22 protein-coding genes and 1 other RNA gene are annotated in these 21,790 nt (G+C 55.6%); 10 read left to right on the top strand and 13 right to left on the bottom strand.

All coding sequences use genetic code 11. The features are described from left to right. Nucleotides 1-53 precede the first annotated feature (53 nt). From GY169_RS17740 to GY169_RS17760, 5 genes are read right to left on the bottom strand one after another with little or no spacing between them, the layout of a single operon-like run. A complete protein-coding gene (locus tag GY169_RS17740; protein ID WP_167576472.1) occupies nucleotides 54-2,111 on the bottom strand; it encodes a beta-galactosidase in 2,058 nt (685 codons plus the stop codon). A 28-nt stretch (nucleotides 2,112-2,139) separates the two neighbouring features. Further along, nucleotides 2,140-3,342, bottom strand: a complete 1,203-nt coding sequence (locus GY169_RS17745; protein WP_167576473.1) for an arabinogalactan endo-beta-1,4-galactanase — start codon at nucleotides 3,340-3,342, stop codon at nucleotides 2,140-2,142. Between the two features lie 4 nt (nucleotides 3,343-3,346). Then, entirely contained in the window at nucleotides 3,347-4,198 is an 852-nt protein-coding gene (locus GY169_RS17750; protein WP_167576474.1) for a sugar ABC transporter permease, read from the bottom strand. Between the two features lie 9 nt (nucleotides 4,199-4,207). Further along, the gene (locus GY169_RS17755; RefSeq protein ID WP_163445944.1) at nucleotides 4,208-5,515 is read right to left on the bottom strand and encodes a carbohydrate ABC transporter permease; all 1,308 of its coding nucleotides are present in this window, start codon (nucleotides 5,513-5,515) and stop codon (nucleotides 4,208-4,210) included. A 53-nt stretch (nucleotides 5,516-5,568) separates the two neighbouring features. After that, nucleotides 5,569-6,801: an extracellular solute-binding protein gene (locus tag GY169_RS17760; RefSeq protein ID WP_167576475.1), complete on the bottom strand. Its 1,233-nt coding sequence runs from the start codon at nucleotides 6,799-6,801 to the stop codon at nucleotides 5,569-5,571. Between the two features lie 346 nt (nucleotides 6,802-7,147). On the opposite strand from GY169_RS17760, the gene GY169_RS17765 reads away from it, so the two are divergent. The 6 genes from GY169_RS17765 (at nucleotide 7,148) to GY169_RS17790 (ending at nucleotide 13,467) form a co-directional block, all read left to right on the top strand. Next, complete coding sequence (locus GY169_RS17765; RefSeq protein ID WP_064547968.1) at nucleotides 7,148-8,257, top strand: ABC transporter ATP-binding protein; 1,110 nt, start codon at nucleotides 7,148-7,150, stop codon at nucleotides 8,255-8,257. A 230-nt stretch (nucleotides 8,258-8,487) separates the two neighbouring features. Continuing rightward, entirely contained in the window at nucleotides 8,488-9,519 is a 1,032-nt protein-coding gene (locus GY169_RS17770; RefSeq protein ID WP_163445943.1) for an isopenicillin N synthase family dioxygenase, read from the top strand. Between the two features lie 25 nt (nucleotides 9,520-9,544). Beyond that, the gene (locus tag GY169_RS17775) at nucleotides 9,545-10,351 is read left to right on the top strand and encodes a MetQ/NlpA family ABC transporter substrate-binding protein (RefSeq protein ID WP_167576476.1); all 807 of its coding nucleotides are present in this window, start codon (nucleotides 9,545-9,547) and stop codon (nucleotides 10,349-10,351) included. Next, nucleotides 10,348-11,139: a methionine ABC transporter ATP-binding protein gene (locus tag GY169_RS17780; RefSeq protein WP_074416812.1), complete on the top strand. Its 792-nt coding sequence runs from the start codon at nucleotides 10,348-10,350 to the stop codon at nucleotides 11,137-11,139. The genes GY169_RS17775 and GY169_RS17780 overlap by 4 nt, the downstream gene beginning before the upstream one ends. After that, nucleotides 11,136-11,795 (top strand): methionine ABC transporter permease, encoded by a 660-nt coding sequence (locus tag GY169_RS17785; protein ID WP_167577333.1) that lies wholly within the window; start codon nucleotides 11,136-11,138, stop codon nucleotides 11,793-11,795. The genes GY169_RS17780 and GY169_RS17785 overlap by 4 nt, the downstream gene beginning before the upstream one ends. Nucleotides 11,796-11,889: 94 nt before the next feature. Then, on the top strand, nucleotides 11,890-13,467 hold the full coding sequence (locus GY169_RS17790; RefSeq protein ID WP_167576477.1) for an EAL domain-containing protein: 1,578 nt from the start codon (nucleotides 11,890-11,892) through the stop codon (nucleotides 13,465-13,467). On the opposite strand, the gene GY169_RS17795 is transcribed toward GY169_RS17790, so the two are convergent. Next, nucleotides 13,448-13,720, bottom strand: coding sequence for a metal/formaldehyde-sensitive transcriptional repressor (locus tag GY169_RS17795; RefSeq protein ID WP_065356860.1), 273 nt, complete (start codon nucleotides 13,718-13,720; stop codon nucleotides 13,448-13,450). The genes GY169_RS17790 and GY169_RS17795 overlap by 20 nt on opposite strands. A gap of 134 nt (nucleotides 13,721-13,854) precedes the next feature. On the opposite strand from GY169_RS17795, the gene GY169_RS17800 reads away from it, so the two are divergent. Continuing rightward, nucleotides 13,855-14,688 carry a nickel/cobalt efflux protein RcnA gene (locus GY169_RS17800; RefSeq protein WP_167576478.1) on the top strand — a complete coding sequence of 278 codons (834 nt, stop codon included), beginning with the start codon at nucleotides 13,855-13,857 and terminating at the stop codon, nucleotides 14,686-14,688. Nucleotides 14,689-14,699: 11 nt separating this feature from the next. Here the strand turns inward: GY169_RS17800 and GY169_RS17805 are convergent, their stop codons facing one another. After that, complete coding sequence (locus GY169_RS17805) at nucleotides 14,700-15,314, bottom strand: YczE/YyaS/YitT family protein (RefSeq protein WP_163445940.1); 615 nt, start codon at nucleotides 15,312-15,314, stop codon at nucleotides 14,700-14,702. A gap of 87 nt (nucleotides 15,315-15,401) precedes the next feature. Between GY169_RS17805 and GY169_RS17810 the strand changes: the two genes are divergently transcribed. Then, on the top strand, nucleotides 15,402-16,829 hold the full coding sequence (locus tag GY169_RS17810) for a PLP-dependent aminotransferase family protein (protein ID WP_167577334.1): 1,428 nt from the start codon (nucleotides 15,402-15,404) through the stop codon (nucleotides 16,827-16,829). Nucleotides 16,830-16,919: 90 nt separating this feature from the next. On the opposite strand, the gene GY169_RS17815 is transcribed toward GY169_RS17810, so the two are convergent. The 3 genes from GY169_RS17815 to ffs all read right to left on the bottom strand — a co-directional run bounded on the left by GY169_RS17815 (nucleotide 16,920) and on the right by ffs (nucleotide 17,784). Further along, entirely contained in the window at nucleotides 16,920-17,135 is a 216-nt protein-coding gene (locus tag GY169_RS17815; protein WP_065356864.1) for a hypothetical protein, read from the bottom strand. Further along, nucleotides 17,132-17,380: a hypothetical protein gene (locus tag GY169_RS17820; RefSeq protein ID WP_163445939.1), complete on the bottom strand. Its 249-nt coding sequence runs from the start codon at nucleotides 17,378-17,380 to the stop codon at nucleotides 17,132-17,134. The genes GY169_RS17815 and GY169_RS17820 overlap by 4 nt, the downstream gene beginning before the upstream one ends. 307 nt (nucleotides 17,381-17,687) lie before the next feature. Beyond that, nucleotides 17,688-17,784, bottom strand: an RNA gene (gene ffs / locus GY169_RS17825) — signal recognition particle sRNA small type. A 165-nt stretch (nucleotides 17,785-17,949) separates the two neighbouring features. Here ffs and GY169_RS17830 point away from each other — a divergent pair. Then, the gene (locus GY169_RS17830; protein ID WP_065356865.1) at nucleotides 17,950-18,261 is read left to right on the top strand and encodes an MGMT family protein; all 312 of its coding nucleotides are present in this window, start codon (nucleotides 17,950-17,952) and stop codon (nucleotides 18,259-18,261) included. A gap of 77 nt (nucleotides 18,262-18,338) precedes the next feature. On the opposite strand, the gene GY169_RS17835 is transcribed toward GY169_RS17830, so the two are convergent. Continuing rightward, nucleotides 18,339-18,839 carry a YbaY family lipoprotein gene (locus tag GY169_RS17835; protein ID WP_167576479.1) on the bottom strand — a complete coding sequence of 167 codons (501 nt, stop codon included), beginning with the start codon at nucleotides 18,837-18,839 and terminating at the stop codon, nucleotides 18,339-18,341. Between the two features lie 218 nt (nucleotides 18,840-19,057). Here GY169_RS17835 and tesB point away from each other — a divergent pair, with 218 nt between their 5' ends. Then, nucleotides 19,058-19,918 carry an acyl-CoA thioesterase II gene (tesB, locus tag GY169_RS17840; RefSeq protein ID WP_065356867.1) on the top strand — a complete coding sequence of 287 codons (861 nt, stop codon included), beginning with the start codon at nucleotides 19,058-19,060 and terminating at the stop codon, nucleotides 19,916-19,918. Nucleotides 19,919-20,057: 139 nt separating this feature from the next. On the opposite strand, the gene amtB is transcribed toward tesB, so the two are convergent. Continuing rightward, the gene (gene amtB / locus GY169_RS17845; protein ID WP_064548126.1) at nucleotides 20,058-21,344 is read right to left on the bottom strand and encodes an ammonium transporter AmtB; all 1,287 of its coding nucleotides are present in this window, start codon (nucleotides 21,342-21,344) and stop codon (nucleotides 20,058-20,060) included. A gap of 33 nt (nucleotides 21,345-21,377) precedes the next feature. After that, nucleotides 21,378-21,716 carry a P-II family nitrogen regulator gene (gene glnK / locus GY169_RS17850; protein ID WP_004858743.1) on the bottom strand — a complete coding sequence of 113 codons (339 nt, stop codon included), beginning with the start codon at nucleotides 21,714-21,716 and terminating at the stop codon, nucleotides 21,378-21,380. Nucleotides 21,717-21,790: the final 74 nt, after the last annotated feature.

Raw genomic sequence — 21,790 nt, forward strand, 5'->3', positions numbered from 1 at the left:
TCTACAGAGGTAAAAAAGCCTGCTCTGATGAGCAGGCTTGGGATTGCAGCGGATTATGCTTTACGGCGAACGATACGGCAGTCCCAGGGTTGCAGCACCAGCTGACCGCTGGCATCAGCGCCTGTCGCGGCATGTTCATAGCCATCCGGCAAGGTAACTGTCTGCGTCTGCGCGGTAAAGTTCTGCACAAAGACAAAGGCGCTTTCGCCATCGGTACGCGCGGTAGCCACCACCCCAGGTGGAAAGATGCTGGCAACCGCTCGCGGCAGCGCCAGCTCATCCATTAACGAGGTGAAGAAATCTCGCTGGAACGCCAGATCGTTGCGCGAAGCAATATGCCACGCCTTGCCCTTACCGACGCTATTGACGGTCACGGCCGGGCGCCCCGCATAGAAATCATCACGATACGCCGCCAGCGTCTGCGCGGTTTCAGGGTGAATCAGTTCACACAGGTGGCGCACCTGGTAAGGCCCTTGCAGTCCAACCATGTTCCCCGCCAGCCCCTGAACCTGGTTACGCTCGCCGTCGTCCAGGCAATCTATCTCTTCCGCCCAGATACCTAACAGCTTGCGCAGCGGGCCAGGGAAACCGCCCAGGTGGCAGAGATCGCTTTCATTGACGATCCCCGTCCAGTAGGTGGTGACCAGGTGGCCGCCGTTAGCGACAAAGGCTTCGGCGCGCTCGGCAAAACCTTCGCGCACCATATACAGCATTGGCGCAATCACCAGCTGATAGGCGCTGAGATCGCCATCGGCGTCAATCACGTCTACGGCGACCCCTTGCTCCCAGAACGGACGGTAGTGTTCGTTCACCGTCAGCTCATACTCCATACCTTTGTTACGTGGCCCTTGCGCATCGTCCATGGCCCAACGGCTCTGCTGGTCAAAGATGATGGCGACCTTCGCATCAGTGCGACAGCCGACAACGTCCGGTAGCTGTCTTAAGATATGACCAAGCTGAGTGACCTCGCGGCCAACGCGGGTATCGAGATGCCCGACATGATCGATAATCGCACCGTGGAATTTCTCCACCGAACCACGGCTCTTACGCCACTGGAAGTACTGCACGGAATCCGCGCCGTGGGCTACGGCCTGTAGCGAAGAGAGGATGTGCATACCCGGTTTCTTCAGCTTGCTGGTCGGCTGCCAGTTGGTCACACTCGGCGTGGATTCCATCAGCACGAACGGTTTGCCGCCCTTCAGTGTACGCATCATATCGTGGTACATCGCGGTATAGCAGGCGAGCGTGGTCTCGTCTTTATCGCGATGCCACATTGGATAGCTATCCCAGGAGATGAAGTCCAGCGGCTCGGCGAGCTGCGAATAATCGTAATCGTAGAAATACTCCATAAAGTTGGTGGTCACCAGCAGGTCCGGGTTCACCGCCTTTAATGGCGCAATTTCATGACGACAAAATTCAGTCACCTGCGCGGTGTTAAAACGTCGCCAGTCGAGGTTCAGGCCATGGATAGACACTTCCCCCTGCGGCGACGGTGATTCAATCTGCTCCCAGTCGGTATAGGTGTGGCTCCAGAAGGTGCTCCACCAGGCGTGGTTCAGATTATCGAGCGTCTTATAACGCGCCTTCAGCCAGTCGCGAAACTTAGCCTGACAACGCGGGCAGTGGCACTCGCCGCCGTATTCATTGGAAATATGCCAGCCCAGCACCGCCGGGTGCTGTGAATAGCGTTCCGCCAGCAGCGTATTGATTTTTAGCGTCTTCTCGCGGTAAACCGGCGAGGTCATACAGTGATTATGGCGACCGCCGTGCAGCGCCGGCACGCGGTCACGCCCCACGCGCAACACTTCCGGATAGGCTTTTGACATCCACGCCGGACGCGCGCCGCTTGGGGTGGCTAAAAAAACATGTATCCCGGCGGCATACAGTTTATCAATAACATTATCCAGCCAGGCGAAATCAAATACGCCTTCTTGCGGCTCAAGTTTGGCCCAGCTAAATATCCCCACCGACATGACATTACAGTTTGCCTGCTGCATCATCGTAATATCCTGGTCGATAATACCGGGATAATTCTCCCATTGCTCCGGGTTATAATCTGCACCATGCAATAGCGCATTAACCTTCGGGCTCAAAGGCGGAAATTTTTTCATAATAAAATCCTGAAAAAGAGTGTTCAAATTAATTAAATACTTTTACCGACGGCAAGACTTTCCCTTTACAGTCAAATAGCGCCTGATTTTCGCGCGCATTACCTTCTTTCCATTCATCATGGATATATTTCATGCCCGCTTTTGTAGCCCAGGTATTTCCCGGAACGGCAATCCAGGTTGCCTCCCAATAAAAAATGCCTTTGCCTCGATTATCGGGAACATCAATAATGGCCTGCATCAAGTCATGAATATAGTTATATTGCCCCTGAACCGTGCCCGGATAACCACCGTCTTTCTCTTCTTTCGCCTGGAAGCTGTTTTCCGCGTTATCGCAGTTCTCCAGGGTATAGCCGTAGGCGGCTTCGACCACGATGACATCTTTGTTGTAGCGTTTGCTGATGTCATCCATGTTGGCCTTCAATGCGCTGATAGGGCCATTCCAGTAGGTATACATCGACAGGCCAATCACGTCATACGACACGTTGCGTTTGCTGATTTCATCAAACCACCAGCGGAAAGTGTCGTTTTTAGTGCCTTCAGCCAGGTGGAGCATAATTTTAACCTGCTCGCCATCCTTCAGATTCTCTTTAAGCCCGGAAATCGCCGCATTCAGCAGGCCGGCTAAACGGTCAAATTCGCCGCCGCCCTGCCCCCAGCTTTTGCCTTCCGGCCAGAGAATACCGCCGTTAATTTCGTTTCCAATCTGCACCATATCCGGCAGCACGCCCTCTTTTTTGAAGCGGGCAATAGTGTCGCGGGTATAGTTGTGAATCTCGGTTTTCAGCTGCGGGTAGTCCATCTTTTCCCAGGCTTTTGGTTTGTACTGCTTGCCTGGATCGGTCCAGAAATCACTGTAGTGGAAGTCCAGCAGCAGCTTCATACCCTGCGCTTTTGCTCGCTTCGCCAGCGCCAGCGTACTGGCGAGATCGTTATCACCACCGCCATACGCGTTGCCGTCGGCATCTTTCGGGTCAACCCACAGGCGCAGACGAACGTAGTTCACGCCGTTGGCTTTGAGAATAGCCAGCGCGTCCTGTGGCTGGTTTTGTTCATTATAGAAACGAGCACCATGCTTCTCGGCATCCAGCAGCGTCGAAATATCCGCACCTTTAATAAAGTCCGCTGGCATCGCGTTAAACGGCTTCGTTTGCAGCGCCTCGGCCGCAAACGACGATGCGGAAAAACTACAGGAGAGACAAACAGCAAGCAAAGCGGGTGCAAATCTTTTCATGTGGTTATCCTTTGGTGCTGCCGGAGGTCAGGCCGGACACGAAGTATTTCTGTAATGTCAGATAGAGAATCGCCACCGGTACGGCAATCAATACGGCTCCTGCCGCGTAGGTGGTGTAACTGGCGCCCATTTTTTGCGCCACCAGGTTGTATAACCCGATAGGCAGCGTGTATTTATCCGGCGTACGCAGGATGGTGCTGGAGAGAATGAAATCCCCCAGCGGGCCGGTGAAGGAAAACAGCGCCACCACCGCCACAATCGGCTTCGACAGCGGCATGATTATCTCGATAAAGATGCGGAAGTTACTCGCCCCGTCCATGCGCGCGGACTCATCAAGATCTTTGGGGATCGCGTCGAGATAGCCTTTCATCAGATAGGTATTCATCGGGATCATCCCCGCCACGTAGATCAGCACCAGCGCGAAGTGGCTGTTAATCAGCCCCAGCAGCTGAGAGAGCACGAAAATGGCGATCAGCGCGGAAAACTGCGGGATCATCTGCAGCAGTAAAAACAGCATCAGCCCGTTCTGCCGCCCTTTAAAGCGAAAGCGCGAGAACGCGTAGGCGGTGAAGCTGACACTGATCAGCGTCAGTACCATGGTCAGGAAGCTGATTTTCATCGAGTTCCAGTACCAGGTCATATAGTTCACCTGGCCGTTAAACAGATCCGCGTAATGCTGGAACGACAGATTCTCCGGAATAATGGAGGTACTCAACAGGCTGTTACCGGCGTTAAGCGACGCGCCAATGGTCCAGATCAGCGGGTAAATAATGATGGTGGAAACCAGCACGATAACCAGCCAGGAGAGCGAGAGACGCACCCATTTTTCACGTTTGATACTTTGTGATTTAGCCATGTGATTCCCTTACGCCATATCGTCATTTTTGAAGGATTTCGTGGCGCGGAACTGCCACAACGCCAGCCCGACGACAAAAATCGACAGCAGGATGGTAATGGTTGCCGCAATGGCGTACTGGGAAGAGGACATAGTCAGCTTATAGATCCACGACACCAGAATATCCGTACCGCCCGCGTTCGACCCAGCCACCGCCGGCCCACCGTTGTTAAACAAGTAGATGATGTTGAAGTTGTTAAAGTTGAAGGTGTATTGCGTGATGATGATGGGCGCAATCGAGTACAGCACCAGCGGCAGCGTAATCGTGCGCAGTTTGGTGGTGGTGCTGGCACCGTCCATCGTCGCCGCTTCGTAGAGATCGTCAGGAATCGCCTGCAATACCCCCGTGGTCATGGCAAACACAAACGGGAAGCCAAGCCAGGTCTGCATCATAATCAGCGCGGTCTTGGTCCAGAACGGATCGGTCATCCACGCTTTCGGGCTGATACCGAAGAACGCCAGAATTGCGTTGTTAATGACGCCGAAAGAGTCGTTAAACATCCCGGCAAACACCAGAATGGTGACAAAGCCCGGCACCGCCCACGGCAGAATAAAGATAGTCCGGATAAGCGGCTTAAAGCGCAGATCCTTCTGGTTCACCAGAATCGCCAGCAGCACGCCCACGGTACATTGCAGCGTGGTAGCCAGCAGCGTCCAGACCACCGTCCACTGCAGCACATCAAAGAAGGTCGAACGCCAGATGGACAGCGTGAAAATATTGACGAAGTTCTTAAGCCCTACCCAGTCCACCAACTTTGCCGGCGGCGTGTGGTAAAGGTTGTAGTTGGTAAAGGCGATGGCAAAACCAAACAGGATCGGGAAAATCACCACGAATACCAGCAGGATGAACCCGGGGGTGATCATGAGATAGGGAAAGCCATCGCTCAGCAGCATCTGATACTGCTTGCGCACGCTGTTCAGCTGCTGGCCTTCATCGCGCTTCTTGCCGTTGACCCACGCATCACGCAAGGAGAGGTAATAGACGGTAACGCCAAAGGCGACAATCAGGACGCTGATAATCCCTTCCGCTAACAGGAAAATAGAGTTATCGCGCGGTACCTCTTCTCCCAACGTGTATAGCCCCCACAGCCCTTCACGCAAGAAATCATAAAACACCCCCATAAAGCTGCTGAGCAGCACCAGGAAGATAAGTCCCTTTAGCCACTGGCGGTGATAGAACTGGCCAAAGCCAGGCACAATGGCCAACAACAGGCCACACCACGCATGGCGACCAGCCCCCTGCGCTCTGTTTACATTTTCGCTTGGATTGATAATCACACACGGCTCCTTCTTAAAACGGGAGGTCCCCCTCCCGTCCGTGACGTCAGCGCTTACTGGTTACTCGCCTGCATGGCTTCGATCTGCATCTTGACCTGTTTTTCGGCGTTATCGAGCGCCGCTTTCGGCTCTTGCTTACCGGTGAGGCTCAGCTCGAGCGCCGCGTTGGCCGGCCCCCACACTTCGCCCATTTCCGGAATACCCGGCATTGCCGTCGCGCGCGCCGCTTGCACCGCAACGGCGCTGGCTTTCTCATCGTTCTTGATAATCGGATCGTCAATCATCGCCTTCTGCGGTGGGATCTCACGCGTCGCGATATAGCGCGTTTTCACATACTGCGGCTGGTTAATAAACGCGATGAACTTCTGCGCCATCTCCTTATCTTTACTCCATGTCGACACCACGTAGCCCTTCACGCCAAGGAAGGAGCTCATCGGTTTACCGTCCGGCAGATTTGGTAGCGGTGCCACACCGTAGTTGATGCCGGCGGCTTCATACGGCTGGAAAGCCCACGGTCCATTGATAACCGCCGCCGCTTTCTTCTCAGTGAACAGCGAATCAATGGCGTTCAGACCGTTGTCGCCAATAATTCCCGCAGGGAAGACGCCGTCGGCATAGAATTTTTTCAGGTAAGTTACCGCTTCCACGGCGCCAGGCTTGTTCAGACCGACATCCTGCGCGTTGTAGCCGCCTTTGCCGTTATCGCCAAAGATATAGCCGCCCATCGGGCCAATCGCGCCCCAGCTGTAGTAAATCTGGTCGAACTTGGCGAGCAGCCCGTATTTGTTCTGCGCACGCTGGGTTTTCGAATAGTCATACCATTCCGGAAGGCTGGCCAGCGGCTTATCGATTAAATCTTTGTTGTAAATCAGCACCAGCGTTTCGACCGCTTTCGGCACACCATACAGAGCGTTGTCCATACGAAAAGCGTTAATCGATGCAGGGGTAAACTCATCAATTTGCTTCTGGTCAAGCTTCAGCGGCGACAGCAGCCCCTGAACCACCGCGCCACCGAGCTGATCGTTTGGAATAACCAGAACATCAGGGCCAATCCCTGCCGGGCCATCAAGGCGCAGTTTTTCCAGCTGCTGCGCGTAGGGCATCTCCTGCACGTTGACCTTAACGTCATACTGTTTTTCGAAATCAGCGATAGCATCCTTAATTCCGGCGGATTTCTTTATGTCTTCCCAGACGTTAAGCTGCGTAGCCGCGTGAGCCTGCAGGCTAATCAACTGCCCCGCGGCCAGAGTGGTAAGGACAAGTGCGGCAATAGTGTTCTTTTTCATTATCAACCTCATGTGAAGGTGTAACAATTTATCGTTTTTGACTACAGGGTACAGAACGCTGTGATACGTATAATGCTTGTTTAGCACCGAGTTACTCGGCCGCCTTTACTTTGTTATACGCTACGCTTTGAGTAATGATAAAACCACTAACAACTGCGAGTTGTGTGATCGTGATTGCAGAAATGAAACATCGATATAGGGCACGTAATTAGCGGAAGTTATAGTCTTTCCAAGATTTTTACGCTGTTGAGCATCGCCTGACTGAATTGTAATACGTAATACACAAATGACATTCAGCGGCCCTCCTCCAACGGCAGGCAAAGGTTAACAACTTCGGGGAACGTCGATGTCTAATATCCGACTGAGGAACGTCACAAAACGCTTTGGCAGCACCGTCACGCTGCATAATGTCAATCTCGATATTGAAGACGGCGAATTTGCCGTGTTTGTCGGCCCATCCGGCTGCGGCAAGTCAACGCTGCTGCGGATGATTGCCGGGCTGGAAGAGGTCAGCGACGGCGAAGTACTGATCGGCGACGAAGTCATGAACGATGTCGCGCCGTCGCACCGCGGTGTGGCGATGGTATTCCAGTCTTACGCGCTCTACCCACACATGACCGTCGCCGAGAACATGGGCTACGGCCTGAAAGTGAACAAAGTGCCGAAAGACGATATTCGTCGTCAGGTCGAAATGGTCGCCAAAACGCTACAGCTTTCTCACCTGCTGGATCGTAAACCAAAGCAACTTTCCGGCGGCCAGCGCCAGCGTGTGGCCATTGGGCGTGCCATCGTGCGTAACCCTCGCGTTTTTATGTTCGATGAACCGCTGTCAAACCTCGACGCCGAACTGCGCGTGGATATGCGTCTGCACATTGCGCGCCTGCACCAGGAGCTGAAAACCACCATGGTGTATGTCACCCACGATCAGGTCGAAGCAATGACGCTGGCCGATAAAATCGTGGTGATGAACTACGGTAAGGTTGAGCAGATGGGTTCACCGATGGATCTTTACTACAATCCGATCAATAAGTTCGTCGCCGGGTTCATCGGCTCACCGAAGATGAACTTCCTGCCCGCTACCGTTGCCGACTGGCAGCCAGGCTCGCTGACCGTGAAACTCGCCCAGCAGCACACGCTGACGCTGGCTATAGAGACCACCCCACTCACGCCGGGCGCCACCGTCACGCTGGGCATTCGCCCGGAGCATCTCTCAACCAACACCACAAGCGGGACGGTACTGGCCTTTAACTGTGAAGTGGTCGAGCGTCTTGGCAACAATACCTATCTGTTCGGTCAGTGCTACGGCCACGATAACGTGAAAATTCTGCTGCCGGGGGACGTTCATTTCCGCCCATGGCAGCAAATTGACCTCGCCTTCGATAACCAGCACTGCATGATCTTTGACGAAGATGGCCTGCGCATCAGCGCAGATATTGCCGCGCCGAATCAGCATTAATCCCCTTCTCGCGCGCACGGCCTTGTGCCGTGCGCTTTAGCAAAATTTCGCAAAAGCTCAGACCCCCACTTCGTCATAAATTAGAAAATAACGTTATTGGTCGCCTCCTCCGCCATCAGGCAGTCTGTCTCCATTAACCCAAAGGAGATATCCCATGCAGCGCTGTTGTTGTCATCCCGCATTCGCACCACCTGAATACCACGGCATTCATCTGCAAAATGGAGAGCACCATGAGTCTGACCACCCTGCCAATCCTCAGCCTGGCCCGCTATCATCAGCCATCTGAGCGCGCTGAATTTCTGCAAGAGCTTCGCCACGCAGCCCGCGACGTTGGCTTTTTTTATCTGACCGATCACGGCATCAACGACGCCCTACAGCAGTCGTTACAGTCTGAATCCCGCCGCTTTTTCGCCCTGTCCGACGAACAAAAACAGCAGGTGGCGATGATTCACTCCCCGCATTTTCGTGGCTACAACCGCAGCGCCGCCGAGCTCACCCGCGGGCAACCAGACTGGCGAGAACAGTTTGATATCGGCGCGGAACGCCAGGCGATTACCCTAAGGGAACACGATCCACGCTGGCTGCAATTACAGGGGCCAAATCTGTGGCCCGAAGCGCTGCCGACGTTGCGCCCGGTTCTACTGCAATGGCAACGCGCGATGACCGAGATGGCCATGACGCTACTGCGCGCCTTTGCCGAGTCGCTCCAGTTGCCGCCGGAAGCCTTCGATACCCTGTACGGCGAAAAGCCGAACGAACATATCAAGCTGATTCGCTATCCGGGCCAGCAGGAGACGCAGAACAGCACCCAGGGTGTTGGCGCGCACAAAGATTCCGGCTTCCTGAGCTTCCTGCTGCAAGATGACCAGAAAGGTCTACAGGTGGAGGTCAGCGACGGTCAGTGGATCGATGCGGTCCCGCTGCCCGGCAGCTTTGTGGTGAACATTGGCGAACTGCTGGAGCTGGCGACCAATGGCTATCTGCGCGCTACCGTCCATCGCGTGGTGACGCCACCAGCCAATCAGCAGCGCCTGTCTATCGCCTTCTTCCTCGGCGCTCAGCTGGACGCCGTGGTGCCGGTTTACTCGCTGCCTGAAACGCTGGCGCGGGAAGCCAACGGGCCACAAAGCGATCCGCAGAATCCACTGCTACGCGATGTGGGCTGGAACTATCTGAAAGGCCGCCTGCGATCCCACCCGGACGTGGCAGAACGCTATTACCGTGATGTGCTGCGCGCCCGCAGCGAACAACTGATTGCCTGACACCAAAACAATAAGGAAACACACCATGAAACATGCCGCATTCAAACTGGCAGGGGTTGCACTGTCTCTTTCTCTGGCCTGGAGCGCATCTGCCGAGCCGCTGCGTATCGCTGCTGACCCGGTTCCACATGCAGAAATCCTTAACTTTATTAAGAAACAGGATCCGAAGCTGGATCTGAAAATCGTCGAACTGACCAGCGGCGTTAACGCCAACGAACTGTTGGCCAACGGCGACGTCGACGCCAACTACTTCCAGCACGTGCCGTATCTGAAAGATCAGGAAAAAGCGTTGGGTAAAACCTTCGCCGTCGCCGCGACGGTGCACATTGAGCCGTTGGGCATCTATTCGCACAAGCACAAAGATCTGCAGTCGCTGCCGGAAGGCGCCACCGTGGCGGTACCGAACAACACCACCAACCTGAGCCGCGCGCTGTTCCTGCTGCAAAGCAAAGGGCTGATTAAGCTCGCGGCCAAATTTACCGACCCGGCCACCACGCTGGCAACGCCAAAAGATATCGTTGAGAACCCGCATAAGCTGAAGATTCTGGAAGTGGAATCGCCGCAGATCCCGCGCTCGCTGGATGACGTCGATCTGGCGGTGATCAACGGTAACTATGCGCTGGAAGCTGGGCTGACGCCGGCGAAAGACGCGCTGGGGCTGGAGAGCGCCGAACATAACCCGTATGCCAATATTCTGGTCACCAACCCGCAGTTGGCTAACGATCCGCGCATCAAAGAGCTGGCTAAAGATCTGACCTCGCCGCAGGTGGCGGAATTTATTCGCCAGCACTATAACGGCTCAGTGATCCCGGTTAGCGCGCCACAGTCATGATCGTTATTGAAGGGCTGAGCAAGCAGTATGCCGGAGGCGGCCAACCGGCACTCAACAACGTGTCGTTTAGCGTTCCGAAAGGGGCGATTTACGGGATACTCGGGCGCAGCGGCGCAGGTAAAAGTACCCTGATTCGTTGCCTGAATTTACTGGAGCGGCCCAGCGCGGGCCGCGTCCTGTTCAACGGAGAAGATATTGCGCAGTACGATAAGGCGCAGCTGCGCGCCCATCGTCTGCGCACCGGCATGATTTTTCAGCACTTCAACCTATTACACGCCCGCAGCGTCGCTGACAACGTCGCGGTGCCGCTGGAAATTGCCGGTATTGCCAAAGCGCAGCGGCAACAACGCGTCGCCGAACTGCTGGCGCTGGTGGGGCTTAGCGACAAAGCTGACGCCTTCCCCTCCCAGCTTTCCGGAGGCCAAAAACAGCGCGTAGGCATTGCCCGCGCGCTGGCGGCGGAACCCGACGTGCTGCTGTGCGATGAAGCGACCAGCGCGCTCGACGCCGAGACCACTGCCAGCGTGCTGGCGCTACTGGAAACCATTAACCGCCAGCTTGGGCTGACGATTGTTCTGATTACCCACCAGTTGGAAGTGGTGAAAAATCTCTGCGATCACGTGGCGCTACTTGAAGGTGGCGAACTCCAGGAGAGCGGTAAAATCGCCGATCTGCTGGCCTCTCCCTGGTCGCGCCTGCGCGATATTTTGCTGGGGGATGGCGACGAAGAACGCCGCTTCCTGGCACGTCATGGCCTCGACAGGAGACAATTATGCATAGTCGCATGAGCTGGGAAGATTTATGGCCGCTGCTGGTCAACGGCACGCTGGAGACGCTGTACATGGTGGGTCTGGCAGCGCTGTTTACCGTGCTGATTGGCCTGCCGCTGGGGGTATTACTGTTCATCTCGCGCCGTCAGGGATTAGTGCCGATGCCGCGCCTTAACGCAGTGCTGGGCGCAGTCATCAATACCGGTCGCTCGCTGCCGTTTATTGTGCTGCTGATTGCGCTGATACCCTTTACCCGTCTGCTGGTGGGCACCACGCTTGGCAGCACCGCGGCGATTGTGCCCATTACCATCGGCGCATTCCCCTTTTTCGCGCGCCTGACGGAAAACGCGCTGGATGAAGTGGACTACGGGCGAATTGAAGCAGTGTTGTCGATGGGCGGGAGCGTCTGGCACGTCATCGCCAAAGCGCTACTCCCCGAAGCGCTGCCCGCGTTGCTGGCCGCCACCACCCTAACCATTGTGATGCTGATTGGCTTTTCCTCAATGGCCGGCGTTATCGGCGGCGGCGGGCTCGGTGACTTAGCCATTCGCTACGGTTATCAGCGGTTTAACGATCAAATTATGGTCGGCACCGTGTTAATTCTGGTACTGATGGTGCAGGCGGTGCAGATGGGCGGCGACAGGCTGGTACGTTCGCTGGCGCATCGGCGCTAGCCTGCTGTCATTTGAACAAACGAGCGATTTCGCGTAATAACCGTCTGGATTGTCAGGTATACTTGTCGTACTTAGCCCAGGATAAGGACTGGCAGTGACAACTCGACATCTGGTCGGTCTGATAACCGGCGTGCTTATTTTGGCCATTTTTTTGCCGATACTGCTGAGTGTCTGGCTCGCCCAACGTGAAGCGCACAATCAGTTTATCGATGAGCAGGAGACCTACGCCTCCAGGGTCTTTATTCGCACCGAACAGGTTATGGAGCAGGCAAAAGGCGCGCTGCGGGAGATGGATTCACTCCAAGTGTCCGGGTGTGACCCGGAACACCTGCAGGCCATGCGCCGTCTCTCCTACTCCTGGCGCTATATCCAGGAAGTGCTGTATCTCGATGGAAATACCGTCCAATGTTCGTCGCTGGAAAGTGACGGCAACGGCTTTACCTTCCCACCGCCGGACCGCATTATCCCCGCGGGCTATCGCGCCTGGTACACCGAGAGAAACGATCTGGGTATTCAGCGTTATATGGCGGCTTTCGCCTCCGAACACCATATGGTGATTATCGACCCGATCTCGTTTATTGACGTCATTCCGTTTACCAACTCGACCACCCAGGTCGCGCTGATCAGCACCCATAACAACCGCGTGCTCGCCAGCAGCGCGCCGCTCGACCAACAGGCATGGCAACGTATCAAGCAGGAGCATCTGTCATCGCTGACCAGCAACAACGTGGTCTACACCGTGCGTCAGTTCCCTGATATACAGGTCACGATCATGACCTGGTCGTCCACCCTCCCGCTGTCGACGCGTTTACGGCATCAGCTGATGATTTGGGTACCGGCGGGCATGGTCATCAGCCTGCTTGCCTGCTGGCTGATTCTGCGGGTGCTAAAACGTCTGCAATCACCAAAACAACGAATGCAGGATGCGTTAAACAACGCCGATATTTCCGTTTACTATCAGCCGATTGTGTCGCTAAGCGACGGTAAAGTGGTGGGCTGTGAAGCGCTCGCACGCTGGAAACAACCGGACGGCACTTATCTCTCGCCGGAGATCTTTATTCCACTTGCAGAACAATGCGGGCTCATTACCGCGCTGACAGAAAGCGTCGTCAAAACGGTCTTCCACGATCTGGGTAAATGGCTAAGTCTGCACCCTGAACTGCACGTGTCGATTAATCTCTCAGTCGCTGATTTTCAATCGGTGGTGCTGCAAACTCTGCTACACCAGCAGCTGCGAATCTGGCAGGTGCAGCCGCAGCAGGTAGCGCTGGAGTTGACCGAACGCGGCTTTGCCGACCCGAAAACCACGCTGCCGGCGCTTAACGCCTACCGCGAGGCGGGACACGCAATCTATATCGATGACTTTGGTACCGGTTATTCCAGCCTGCGCTATCTCCAGGATCTGGAAGTCGATACCTTAAAGCTGGACAAATCCTTCGTTGACGCGCTGGAGTACGCGCAGGTGACGCCCTACATCATCGAGATGGCGAAAACGCTACAGCTGAATATCGTGGCGGAAGGCATTGAAACCACCTGCCAGGAGGCATGGCTGCACGAGCATGGCGTCCAGTTTGGACAAGGCTGGCTCTATAGCAAAGCCTTACCGAAAGAGGCCTTTATTCTCTGGGCGGAGAACAACCTCAGGACGCACGCTACTTCAGATAAGACTTAATCACCTGCATCACCACATCGAGATCGGCCTCACGCTGCGTCTCTTCGGGCTCTTTCACCACGTGATCGGTGAGATGGCCCTGAATCACCTGCATCATCATGCCGTTTACCGCCCCACGAATCGCCGCCAGTTGCTGTAGCACTTCGGCACATTCATGGTCGCGGTTGAGCATTTTTTCCAGCGCGGCGCTCTGCCCCTGAATTTTCTTCAGGCGCGTCAATAACATCTTCTTGTGGCGAACGGTATGTGACATAGCGGGATCCTTTCTTAACTCCTGCGCAAGCATACCACGGGCGCTCTTCACTGGGCATTTTTATACTTGGGGGTAGTATATGGCTACTGGGTGGGAGTATAGTGCATGCACTTTTTGCAAGGATCCTGCCGACAATGACCGACTTCACCACACTCTTACAACAAGGCAATGCCTGGTTCTTTATCCCCGGCGCAATTCTGCTTGGCGCGCTGCATGGGCTGGAGCCGGGGCATTCAAAAACGATGATGGCGGCCTTTATCGTTGCCATTCGAGGGACGCTGAAACAGGCAGTTCTATTAGGGCTGGCGGCGACGCTGTCGCACACGGTGGTCGTGTGGATCATCGCAATGGCAGGCATGTGGTTTGGCCGCGGCTGGGATGCGCAAACCGCCGAGCCCTGGTTTCAGCTGCTTTCCGGGATAATCATTATTGCCATCGCGTTGTGGATGCTGTGGCGCACCTGGCGTGAGTCGCACGGCGCGCACGATCATCACCATCATGACCATGAACATCACCATCATGACCACGCTCACCACCACCACGATCATCATGCCCCTCATCACCCCCACGCAAATCTGGTCGATGCCGACTGGCAGGATGCGCATCAGCGCGCGCATGCCGAAGAGATCAATCGTCGCTTTAAAGGACAGGACGTCACCACCGGGCAAATCGTGATGTTTGGCCTGACCGGCGGGCTAATCCCCTGCCCGGCGTCAATCACTATTCTGCTGATCTGTCTGCAACTCAAGCACGTTGCGCTGGGCGCCACGCTGGTATTGAGCTTCAGCGTCGGGCTCGCGCTGACGCTGGTGGCTTCCGGCGCGATTGCCGCCATCGGCCTCAAGCACGTCAGCAAACGCTGGAGCGGGTTTGGCGAACTGTCGCGTAAAGCGCCGTGGTTTTCCGGCGCACTGATTATTGTGGTGGGAATCTACATGATGGGACACGGCATCAGCGCGCTGGCGTGATGCCGTTTTGTTCAGGAGAGCGGCTCGGCCTTCATCGGCGCGGGCGGCGCTGCGCGGGGTAGCTGGAACCACGGCAGGCAAATCTGGATTAATGGACCAATCGCCAACGCGTACAGTACGGTCCCGATGCCAAACGCGCCGCCCAGCACGATGCCAATCAACAGCACCGAGATTTCGATAGTGGTACGAATCCGCCGGATCGGCCAGCCGGTCCGGGCGTGAATACCGGTCATCAGCCCATCGCGCGGACCTGCGCCAAACCCTGCGCCGATGTACATCCCGGTGGCCAGCGCATTCAGCAGGACCGCCAGCAGCAACAGCACGGCACGTAACCAGAGTGATTCCAGCGGCGGCATCAGCGACAGCGTCGCGTCTGCCGCCAGCCCGAGCACAATCACGTTACTGATGGTGCCAAGCCCCGGACGCTGACGCAGCGGGATCCACAGCAACAGTACCGCCGCACCGGTGAGGATCATCACCATGCCAATATCCATCGATGCCAGTCCGGCAACGCCGAGGTGAAAAACGTTCCATGGGTCGGCTCCCAGGTTGGCGCGCACGTAAACGGCAGTCGAGACGCCGTAAAGTATTAATCCGATATAAAGCTGAATCAGTCGGCGTAACATAAATACCTCTGCCTGTCGTATTGATGCTTTCATCATCGACAAAAATGGCATTATGATTAATGACCAGTTTTTAAAAAGTGGACTGCTCTGATGCGCCGACGTTCCGCCACCCAATCATTAGTTCGCCTGCTCGGTCAGTGGCAGGAAAGCCCCTCTTCCACGCCGCTCTGGCGCCAGCTTACCGATGCGCTGCGGTTGCTGATTCTTGATGGCCGACTGCCGCTGGATACCCGCCTGCCTGGCGAGCGCGAATTCGCCAGCGCGCTTGGCGTTAGCCGTACGACCATTGCCAGCGCGCTGGCGCAGTTGCGTGATGAGGGTTACGTACAGAGTCGCCAGGGCAGTGGCTCGACGGTGAGACTGGCTGGTGAAAACCGCCCGTCCACGCCACGCTTAAATACCGCCCAAACGCTGAATCTCTCTACCGCCGCGCTGGCGGCAGGGGCAGAAATTCACCAGGCCTATAGCCATGCGCTATCGATGCTGCCGGAGTACCTTGCTACGACAGGCTACGATCAGCATGGCCTGCCTGCGTTACGCGAGGCGATTGCCCAACGCTACACCGCTCGCGGTCTGGCTACTCATGCCGATGAAATTATGCTGGTGAACGGGGCGGTCAGCGGGCTGGCGCTGATTCTGCGCTATCTGACCGGGCCGGGCGATCGGGTGGTGGTGGAAACACCCACCTATCCGCTGGCGATTTCCGCCATTGAGGGAGCCTCCTGCCGTCCGGTGGCTCTGCCGCTGCCGGACCGGGGATGGGATACCGATGGGTTGGCGGCGATCATTGCCCAGACGGCCCCGCGCCTGGCGTATCTGATGCCCGATTTTCAAAACCCCACCGGGCAATGCATGGATCACGCCACGCGGCAGACCGTCGCCGATCTGGCAGCCCGCACCTGCACGACGCTGGTCGTGGACGAAACCATGGTCGATTTATGGTACAACGCGCCGCCGCCGCCTCCACTGGCGGCCTTTAACCGCGAGGCGCCGATTATTAGCGTGGGTTCAACCGGCAAAAGCTTTTGGGGCGGATTACGACTGGGCTGGATCCGAGCATCGTCACAAACCATTGCCGCGTTGGTTCAAACCCGGGATACCCTGGATTTAGGTTCGCCACTGCTGGAACAGCTGGCCACCTGCTGGTTACTGGAAAACGAAAGTACTCTCCTGCCCGCAAGACGTCATCAGCTGAAAGCCCGTCGCGACATGTGTGCCTCGCTGATGCAGGAGTATTTCCCACAGTGGAAATTCAGGATGCCGGAGGGCGGACTGTCGTTTTGGGTTGAACTGCCAGAAATGATGGCGACACGTTTTGCCGCGCGCGCGGAAGGCAGCGGAATTCATATTGGCGTGGGGACGCGTTTTGGTCTGGCCGGAAGCGGCGAGCGAAATTTACGTCTTCCCTTCACCCTGGATGATGAAACGCTGCGTCGCGCGTTCACCACGTTGCAGCCAATATGGGCAACGTTAGCAGGCCAGTCCGGGGGAAATAAGATGCGAAAAATAATCTAACCGTGCGCATACCTATCTCGCCACCCAATAACGAAACCGGCCTGGCGCTGATATATTCTTTAAAAAGATAACGCCAAATAAAAGAATATATTAGTGCTGCGGAGGAATCGGAAAGCCTTTCAGTGAAATAACGAAAGATTCGCCCTCTTTCTTAATTTTTGCGCCAGTATCACACCAGTCAGAGGCGATACGAAAGAATTCATCGCTGCCGACGTTCCAGTTGAGAAGAACATGCTTGACGTAGCCCGAGCGTAACAGAGCGCAGGCTTCACTATAGTTACACGCTATTGTCGGTTGCTGTTTCATTTTTTCTTCTTCAGTAATTTACGTAATGCTTTGATTTCTTTAGGTGTAAATGGTGCAACATCCTCTTCCGTATGCTGGCTATCGATGTCGTCTTCACATACACCCGCCTCTTCTTCCGCCGTAAAGCCTGACAGCAGTAGCTTCTCCGCCGCGGCCCCTAAAGTCAGGCCATTGGCCTCAGCATAGTGACGAAGTTTCTCTTTAACGGTCTCATCAATTTTTACGTTCAGCACTGCAATTGTCATGTTTACCTTCCCGTAGCAACGCGTCATCCCGAACGCGTGTGTTAACCACTGAAAAATGGTTTTGTGTATTATTTCTGTAATAACTAATACATGAACTCAACAACACATTCCACAAATATATTTTTAACACAACAGGCAATATAAATACCCAATATTAATTTAAATACAATTTATGACACGTACATGACAGTATTATTACAAATAAATGAAGCTTAATTGACGCGCAGGCGAGAATAACCTTAATAAATAAAGGGATTAATAACGTTACGGAGAATGAAAAAGAAGAGGAAATACAAATGGGTGGGGGCCCTGCCAGCTACATCCCGGCACACGCGTCATCTGCCTTGGCTGCTTCCTTCCGGACCTGACCTGGTAAACAGAGTAGCGTTGCGGGAGAACCAACAGAGCCCCCATTGAGAGCGTTGTTACCCAACGCGCTGGCGCATTATCCCTGCTGAAGCAGGCAATTGCAAGCTATCCGCTTCTACCTGCTGGATTCTTGCGCAATCCTCCCTTCACACGGGACATCAGGCTGATTATGCTAAAGGTTCTGCCTTCAGGAACTGACTATGGATGCTTTAGATTCTTTCCCCCAACGCGTTTGGCAAATCGTCGCCTCCATTCCGGAAGGGTATGTGACGACCTACGGCGATGTCGCCCGGCTGGCTGGTTCCCCGCGCGCCGCGCGGCAGGTAGGCGGCGTGCTCAAACGCCTGCCGGAAGGCTCAACGCTTCCGTGGTACCGGGTGGTAAACCGTCACGGCGCAATATCGCTTACCGGGCCGGATCTTCAACGCCAGCGTCAGGCGCTGCTGGCTGAAGGGGTGCAGGTATCGGGGAGCGGACAAATTGATATGCAGAAGTATCGCTGGCGATATTGAGATTCTGGCGTCGCAGCACCGAAGTCGTCAGTCTGCGACGAACAAAAAAATGCCCTCACGCTGGAGGGCATTTTCATTTACGGCACCTGAACCGGCGTGGTGTCCTGCACCGGTACCGCGGTTTGCTGTACCGGAACCAGGGTCACATCGGCCTTGGTACCGCCGTGGTTGATGACTTCCTGGATAGTATCGGTAATAAACAGCAGCTTACCGTCGAGGGTCACCGCCGCGCTTAACAGGATGCGGGCGTTAGGCTGAATATCTGCCGGGTTATACGGCAGCACAAAGCTAAACGGCGCCTGCTTACCTTCAGTACGGGTCACTTTCTGCGACAGCACTTTTGCCGGCGCATCGGCCAGGGAAGCATCCGACAGCGTGACCGTCAGCACCGCTTCCGGCGGCAGCGCCACTTTCTGGCGAATCCACACGTTACCAGAGACGGTCGGGCCGGTAATGGCCTCAGCCTGAGTTGCTGCTTGCGGCGCAGGCGTCTGATTCTGACTTTGCTGGTGAGTCTGGGCACAGCCCGCGAGGGTCAGCGCAATCGCCAGACCGCTTAAGATCGGCACGAGTTTCATTAGCATTCTCCTTTTCGCTCACTCAAATTAAGGCTGTTTTCTCAATTGAGTGACATCGCCTTAACAACTTTTACCGCTCAAGTGTGGCACATATTTCACATTAATGCCTGCAAATGCCCCATTATTCAGATAATTGAACCCATCGGACCACTGGCGAAACTGCGTTATAATGGAAACATTCACCTGACGCTGTGACAGTAAAAATATAGAGGGTATCAATGAGCCAGGCGCTATCGAATCTGCTGACATTATTAAATCTGGAAAAAATTGAAGAAGGTCTGTTCCGCGGCCAGAGTGAAGATCTTGGCCTCCGTCAGGTCTTTGGCGGGCAGGTTGTTGGCCAGGCGCTGTATGCCGCGAAAGAAACGGTCCCGACCGATCGACTGGTACACTCGTTCCACAGCTACTTCCTGCGCCCGGGCGACAGCCAAAAACCGATCGTTTACGACGTCGAAGTGTTGCGCGACGGCAACAGTTTTAGCGCCCGCCGCGTCGCGGCCATTCAGCACGGTAAACCGATCTTTTATATGACCGCCTCTTTCCAGGCGCCGGAACCGGGCTACGAGCATCAGAAAAGCATGCCAGCCGCGCCATCGCCGGACGGTCTACCTTCTGAAACCGACATCGCCCGTTCGCTGGCGCATCTGCTGCCGCCGCAGGCCAAAGAGAAGTTTCTCTGCGATAAGCCGCTGGAAATTCGCCCGGTTGAGTTCCACAACCCGCTGAAGGGGCACGTCGCGGAACCGCGCCGCCAGGTGTGGATGCGCGCTAACGGCGCGGTGCCCGATGATTTGCACATCCACCAGTATCTGCTCGGCTATGCCTCGGACTTTAACTTCCTGCCGGTGGCACTGCAGCCGCACGGCGTTGGCTTCCTTGAGCCAGGCATGCAGGTGGCGACCATCGACCATTCGATGTGGTTCCACCGTCCGTTCAACATGAACGAATGGCTGCTCTACAGCGTGGAAAGCACCTCGGCCTCCAGCGCGCGCGGTTTTGTGCGCGGCGAATTCTATACTCAGGATGGCGTGCTGGTCGCCTCGACGGTGCAGGAAGGCGTCATGCGTAACCGCAACTAATGCGCTTCACGCACAAAAAAGCCTCCCAAAGGGAGGCTTTTTTGGCTTTGGAGATAACTCATGATCCGTCGAATGAGGCGCAAGCGTCAGTGTCGGCGGATTCCCGGCTTCGCAATGCTCGGCCGGGTGACAGGCGTTATCAGGCATTGTAGGCGTTTTCGCCGTGGCTGTTGACGTCCAGACCTTCACGCTCCTGCTCTTCCGGCACGCGCAGACCCACCGTCAGATCCGCCACTTTATAACCGATGAAGGCCACAACGCCGGACCAAACGATAGTGATGGCGATACTTTCCAGCTGCACCAGCACCTGATGGCTCATGGTGACGCCTTCAGCGTACCCCACACCGCCCAGCGCGGTTGAAGCAAAGATACCGGTCAGAATACAGCCGATGATGCCGCACACCCCGTGGACACCGAACACGTCGCAGGGGTCATCCACACGCAGCCAGCGTTTCAGGGAAGTCACGCCCCACAGACCGGCCAGACCCACCACAATACCCAGAATCAGCGCGCCGCCAACACCGATATAACCGCATGCCGGAGTGATACCCACCAGCCCCGCAATTGCACCGGAACAGGCACCCAACAGCGAAGGTTTGCCGCGCAACGCCCACTCGCCGAAGACCCAGCCGAGGATAGCGGCGGCAGTCGCGACGACGGTGTTCACAAAGGCCAGACCGGCAATTTCATTCGCCGCGCTGGCGGAACCGGCGTTGAAGCCGAACCAGCCAAAATAGAGGATCGCCGTGCCAATAAACACCATCGGCAGGTTGTGCGGTTTGAAGGCTTCTTTACCAAAGCCTACGCGTTTACCAATCAGGTACGCGCCCACCAGACCGGCTACCGCCGCGTTAATGTGCACCACCGTGCCGCCCGCAAAGTCCAGCGCGCCATGGCTAGCCAGCAGACCACCGCCCCACACCATATGGGCAATTGGGATGTAGGAGAGTGTCAGCCAAATCACCACGAAAATCAGCACCGCAGAGAAACGAATACGTTCCGCCAGCGCACCGACAATCAGCCCCACGGTGATGCAGGCGAAGGAGCCCTGGAACGCCACGTGGATGTACTGATAGAAGGAGCCCATCAGATCGGTGATTTTGATATTTTTCAACATGATCCAGTCGAAGCTACCGAAGAAGCTGCCGCCAGTGCCGAAGGCCAGCGAGTAGCCGTAAACCACCCACAGCACGCACACCAGAGCGAAGGTGACCGCGACCTGCGTCAGCATCGAGAGCACGTTCTTACCGCGAATCAGACCGCCGTAGAACAGCGCAATGCCCGGAATGGTCATAAACAGCACCAGCGCGGTACAAATCATCATAAAGGCGTTATCCGCTTTATCCACCGCCGCCGGTGCCGCCATCGCCAGACCCGGCAACAGCGCCAGCGCGCTCAACCCCGTTTTTACCATTGTTTTTTTCATCATCTCGATCCCTATCACTGTGCTGTCTGGGAATTACAGCGCCGCTTCGTCGGCTTCGCCGGTACGAATACGGATTACGCGCTGCAGTTCGGCGACAAAAATCTTACCGTCGCCAATTTTTCCGGTATAAGCGGCTTTACTGATGACGTCGACGACTTCATCGAGCTGATCGTCGGCGATAGCCACATCAATCTTTACCTTCGGCAGGAAGTTGACGCTGTATTCCGCACCGCGGTAAAGCTCTGCATGACCTTTCTGGCGACCAAAGCCTTTCACTTCCGTCACCGTTAAGCCCTGAATGCCAATAGAAGACAGCGCTTCGCGAACGTCTTCGAGTTTGAATGGTTTGATTACCACGGTAACCAGCTTCATAGATCCCCTCCAGTCAGAATTCGGTAGTGGCTGCGAACACACAACAGATAAAGCAAGGGGCGTGCCAGAAATGA

The organism is Kluyvera genomosp. 3 (assembly GCF_011765685.1).
Lineage (GTDB): Bacteria > Pseudomonadota > Gammaproteobacteria > Enterobacterales > Enterobacteriaceae > Kluyvera > Kluyvera georgiana_A.

Excerpts from the sequence above, each read along its gene's own strand:
- amtB (WP_064548126.1), bottom strand. The coding sequence starts at position 21,344 with ATGAAAAAAACAATGGTAAAAACGGGGTTGAGCGCGCTGGCGCTGTTG.
- GY169_RS17805 (WP_163445940.1), bottom strand. The coding sequence starts at position 15,314 with ATGTTACGCCGACTGATTCAGCTTTATATCGGATTAATACTTTACGGC.
- GY169_RS17740 (WP_167576472.1), bottom strand. The coding sequence starts at position 2,111 with ATGAAAAAATTTCCGCCTTTGAGCCCGAAGGTTAATGCGCTATTGCAT.
- GY169_RS17800 (WP_167576478.1), top strand. The coding sequence starts at position 13,855 with ATGACCGACTTCACCACACTCTTACAACAAGGCAATGCCTGGTTCTTT.
- GY169_RS17745 (WP_167576473.1), bottom strand. The coding sequence starts at position 3,342 with ATGAAAAGATTTGCACCCGCTTTGCTTGCTGTTTGTCTCTCCTGTAGT.
- GY169_RS17835 (WP_167576479.1), bottom strand. The coding sequence starts at position 18,839 with ATGAAACTCGTGCCGATCTTAAGCGGTCTGGCGATTGCGCTGACCCTC.
- GY169_RS17770 (WP_163445943.1), top strand. The coding sequence starts at position 8,488 with ATGAGTCTGACCACCCTGCCAATCCTCAGCCTGGCCCGCTATCATCAG.
- tesB (WP_065356867.1), top strand. The coding sequence starts at position 19,058 with ATGAGCCAGGCGCTATCGAATCTGCTGACATTATTAAATCTGGAAAAA.
- GY169_RS17785 (WP_167577333.1), top strand. The coding sequence starts at position 11,136 with ATGAGCTGGGAAGATTTATGGCCGCTGCTGGTCAACGGCACGCTGGAG.
- glnK (WP_004858743.1), bottom strand. The coding sequence starts at position 21,716 with ATGAAGCTGGTTACCGTGGTAATCAAACCATTCAAACTCGAAGACGTT.
- GY169_RS17795 (WP_065356860.1), bottom strand. The coding sequence starts at position 13,720 with ATGTCACATACCGTTCGCCACAAGAAGATGTTATTGACGCGCCTGAAG.
- GY169_RS17815 (WP_065356864.1), bottom strand. The coding sequence starts at position 17,135 with ATGAAACAGCAACCGACAATAGCGTGTAACTATAGTGAAGCCTGCGCT.
- GY169_RS17830 (WP_065356865.1), top strand. The coding sequence starts at position 17,950 with ATGGATGCTTTAGATTCTTTCCCCCAACGCGTTTGGCAAATCGTCGCC.
- GY169_RS17780 (WP_074416812.1), top strand. The coding sequence starts at position 10,348 with ATGATCGTTATTGAAGGGCTGAGCAAGCAGTATGCCGGAGGCGGCCAA.
- GY169_RS17750 (WP_167576474.1), bottom strand. The coding sequence starts at position 4,198 with ATGGCTAAATCACAAAGTATCAAACGTGAAAAATGGGTGCGTCTCTCG.
- GY169_RS17820 (WP_163445939.1), bottom strand. The coding sequence starts at position 17,380 with ATGACAATTGCAGTGCTGAACGTAAAAATTGATGAGACCGTTAAAGAG.
- GY169_RS17760 (WP_167576475.1), bottom strand. The coding sequence starts at position 6,801 with ATGAAAAAGAACACTATTGCCGCACTTGTCCTTACCACTCTGGCCGCG.
- GY169_RS17765 (WP_064547968.1), top strand. The coding sequence starts at position 7,148 with ATGTCTAATATCCGACTGAGGAACGTCACAAAACGCTTTGGCAGCACC.
- GY169_RS17775 (WP_167576476.1), top strand. The coding sequence starts at position 9,545 with ATGAAACATGCCGCATTCAAACTGGCAGGGGTTGCACTGTCTCTTTCT.